The sequence below is a fragment of the Brunnivagina elsteri CCALA 953 genome, assembly GCF_002289455.1.
Lineage (GTDB): Bacteria > Cyanobacteriota > Cyanobacteriia > Cyanobacteriales > Nostocaceae > Brunnivagina > Brunnivagina elsteri.
The window spans coordinates 1-3,984 of record NZ_NTFS01000515.1 but is presented as its reverse complement, the minus strand read 5'-3'; the positions used below and the strand labels follow the sequence as shown (position 1 = coordinate 3,984).

Annotated in this window: 4 protein-coding genes and 1 pseudogene; all 5 read right to left on the bottom strand. The window is 32.9% G+C overall.

All coding sequences use genetic code 11. The features are described from left to right. A pseudogene (locus tag CK510_RS33060) lies at positions 1–217 on the bottom strand (sterol desaturase family protein); the annotation flags it as partial. Positions 218–239: 22 nt separating this feature from the next. Next, complete coding sequence (locus CK510_RS27495) at positions 240–1,286, bottom strand: aromatic ring-hydroxylating dioxygenase subunit alpha (RefSeq protein ID WP_095724680.1); 1,047 nt, start codon at positions 1,284–1,286, stop codon at positions 240–242. 2 nt (positions 1,287–1,288) lie between these two features. Then, the gene (locus CK510_RS27490) at positions 1,289–1,582 is read right to left on the bottom strand and encodes a 2Fe-2S iron-sulfur cluster binding domain-containing protein (RefSeq protein ID WP_095724682.1); all 294 of its coding nucleotides are present in this window, start codon (positions 1,580–1,582) and stop codon (positions 1,289–1,291) included. 40 nt (positions 1,583–1,622) lie between these two features. Then, positions 1,623–2,699, bottom strand: coding sequence for a Rieske 2Fe-2S domain-containing protein (locus CK510_RS27485; protein WP_342746008.1), 1,077 nt, complete (start codon positions 2,697–2,699; stop codon positions 1,623–1,625). Further along, positions 2,684–3,880 (bottom strand): P-aminobenzoate N-oxygenase AurF, encoded by a 1,197-nt coding sequence (locus CK510_RS27480; protein ID WP_095724679.1) that lies wholly within the window; start codon positions 3,878–3,880, stop codon positions 2,684–2,686. Before CK510_RS27480 ends, CK510_RS27485 begins: the two co-directional genes overlap by 16 nt. Positions 3,881–3,984: the final 104 nt, after the last annotated feature.

The following is a 3,984-nucleotide window of genomic DNA, read 5'->3' as shown; positions in this document are numbered from 1 at the left end:
GATGTAGAGAGATTACTCCTTGATAATTTGGTAGTAAAAAAACATAGATTTTATATACAAACAAAACTTGCAAACCAGGAATAATTATACCCTGAAAGAATAAACCAGTAATATCGAGAATCCATTCACTAACTTTCTGATGTTGAAGATGTATCCTCTGCTCGTGATTCAAACCAGTCAAAATTAATAAAACTGAGAAAAAAATAAAAACTAACATATATAAATAAAACTAATAAAAACTAAACCCAGAAATTAACAGTTACAGACTTATTCGGTAGTTTGCGAGGGTCATTTCCTTGTGCGATCGCATTACATATCGACTCAACAAAAACATGAATTGTATCAGCAGGAGTATTCATAAATTGCGTACCATATTTCTGAATTACCTCCCACTGAATAGCTAAAGCTTCCACGTCTTGATGAATAATATGTTGCGCTGTCCACCAAACAAATGGTTTTGCAAACTTATTCCAAATCCCATAATTATAAGTAACATCTGTATAAACCAAAGTCATATCATTACTTTCTGGAACAGATTGGCTAGTAATAAAAAGTCGTCGATTTTTACCCATATTATATTCAACACTTGTAATATTTGGCATATGAAAACTATCAGTATGAGTAATTTCATTTCCTTGACGATTTAAAAAGCTTGTAAACCATCCTAAATTATTGATTTCATTGCGATATTCAGCTACAACCGAACCATTACAACGTTCAACTATCATTTGCAATTTTTGCCGACATTGATTCCGAAATACACCAGGATGTACAGATGCTGTGTGAGGAATATCAATAAAGTTTTCCACACAATTAGTAACATTATTATGGAAGCGATTGATAACTCGCATAGTTTCCCATCCTGGTTCTTTGTAAAAAGGCATTTTAAAAGGTTGGTTGAACAATTGCAAATCTTCGCTAGGATTTGATGCTAATCGTACATATACATAACCATCAATTTCACATGTTTCATAAACTATCCCATGACGTGTTTGACAGATTTCGATATTTTTAATAAAATCATTACCTTCAGAGGGAACAGCGACAACTTTACCGCTTTTATCATATACCCAACCATGATAAGGACATTGGACTTTTCCCTGTAATACTTTTCCCTTAGATAAACGACTATGACGATGTATACATCTATCTTGTAAAGCTACAGGTTCACCATTATCATCACGAAAAATCGCCAACCATTCATTTAAAATTGAACGTTGCAGAATAATATTTGCTTTTAATTCCCTACTCTCAGCGACTACATACCAAAAATCTATAAATTGCATTTTTATAACTCAAAAATATCTATTTCAATATCATTAGTTAAATCAATTTGACAAGCTAATCTTGCTTCCATATCTCCATCTGCAATTACTGCTAAAACTTCCTTCTCATCATCACTAGGTGGTGAAATATTCCCTTTTACCCTGACAACACAAGTACCACAAATACCTGTCCGACAGCCAAATAAAACAGGAGAATTCTGAATAGTTAAATACTCAGAAAGTAATTGATTCTTTTCGAGAATAATTGTTGAGAATTTAGGATTGCGGAACTTAATATTACATTGATTATGATTCATATTTATTAAACCTCTGTATTCCTCTGGGTTAAAAAATATTTTATTTATCCACATTTTTTGACCAAATAGAAGGTTCCAACTTATTAACATAATTCATATATTTAATCAACGGTTCATCAATACTCAATAATGCATTAGGATTATAGCGAATATTATCATAAATCATCCCATCTTCACCCCGCAAAAAATAGTACATTAATTGTGTTAAATAAAGTAGAAATTGTGTTCTCAAGCAGCCTAAAAAACCTTTTCTCTTAACAGCAATATATATCGGTTGAATTTTGCAATTTTCTATTCCTCCCAATGTATATGCGTAAATCATATACAGAGGGGGAATAAGACGAATATTTTTCATAATTGTTAACATTCCCACACAAGCATCAGCATATCGCATCGTATATTCGTAGGAATTCCCCAAAAACTTACTAGCAAGTTTTTCTCGAAAATTTGTATTCGGAAAATCTCCACTTAACGTAAAATCAATTATATTTTCATAATGCTTTTCACTTAGCGATAAATGCATTTTCACATTCAAATTATGAACAGTTCTTAAATGTTGTGCATCAATCCCATTCATCATACAAATATGATGATGACAATTACGTTCCAATGAATTATCAGCAACACAAACTAAATCTTTATCTTTTAATTCATCAAATTCTGCCACACCATATCCAGGTTTACTATCAGGATAAATCCAAATAAAACCATATTTCTCTTCTGTTGCGTAAGCTTGAAGTTTGGATTGACTAGGAATATGACGACTACAAGGTATATCCTCACAGTTACCTTCACCATCAAATCCCCAATGATGGAAGAAACAGCGAATTAAATTACCATCAACATGTCCAATTCCTAAATCCGTACCTAAATGGGGACAAAATGCATCTAATGCTCTAATTTTACAATCTTGTCCACGAAAAATCACAATCTGTTGTCCACATAAAGTTAGCGATTTTGCTTTTCCTTGGGGAATTTCTTGACTGCGACAAGTTATGTACCAACCTTTAGTAACAATATCGCAATTATTAAAAATAGGCATTTTTGTCAAAGGTTGAGTATTCTCATTTAACAACTCACTTCTTTTATTTTCTGGATAATTCACTTGCTCAACCATCGCTGAAATTCCTGTTTTTGTTTAACCAAATACTTAGGAATAGAATTTGCTGACATTAACGACATTTCCTTATTACTTTTCCAAACATAATCAAGTGGTTCCAGATAAACTTTGTACGAGTCAACAGCTTCATGATGGGTATCAAAACTGCGATGTAATCCTTCCGTTTCCTCAGTAAAACAGATTTGCATCATTTCTTTAGCTTCTATATCGCTCATTCCAAAAACTTGCGATCGCAATACTTGATATACTGCTGGATAAAGTGCGGGTTCGTACCAAAAGATACCGTTGATGGTTGCAGAAAAATTATAATGGTCTTTCTGACAACCTTGAATACCTAAATTAGCAACTATTTTTTCAAATTTTGTTGGTGGTTTTAAAAAGTTAATGATGTCATGGGAGATAATTGTTGAACTATTAAAATGAAAGCTCTCATCCATGAAATGGTAGTAGGAAATTTTGGCTGGGATTGGTGCGTTATCTTTGTCTGGATGCTTCTGGAAGTAGTTACTAAGCTTATGTTGAACTAGTTTACCATTTAGTGTTCGCACACCACGTACAGTAAAATATTGGCAGGCTAAAAATGTGTTATCTGCCGATAGCAAGCCAAAAGCTTTTAATTGTAATTCTTTCCATTTTCTCCGGAAATAATTTGTATCTGCAAAAACCATTGTTTCTACAAATGGGCTACGCATTGGATAGCTAAATATACGTTGACCAAACAATTCTTGTTCAACTTGGTTAGAAACAACTTTAAATGCATTAATATGGGCACGTTCTTGAGTTGATTCTAAATCGAGAGTATCGCAAACTAAACGAAAATCTTCTTGAGCATAAAGCCCTGCCGCACTGGTTTGGTTGAAGTAAATTGTCGTGATTTCTGCTGCAATGATTTGTGAATAATATGCTACCCAATACAGTTGATTTAAAATGATTCTTTGACTAGTAGTTGCTTGTTCCCACACAGGTGTAGCATAAAGTAAGGAAAATTCTTCAGGGTTCCAATATTCATTTTTACAGTCTTGATAATTGAAGTTTGTAGCAGCTGCATCAAGTAGTTGAGTGTGGTCTTGCTGCTTATTTCGACTATGATTTAGTTGTAACTTTTTAGAGGTTCTATCATTATCATAAAGTCGGGATTTTCCAGTTTCTAATTCATGTTGTACAAAATCTGCTATCATATCAAGTATATATTTAATAATTAGAATACATGCTGACTAAAAAATACATTTTTCTGCAGGCAATGGTTGAAACATTCCTAATATTTCAAGTTCATCAATAACAC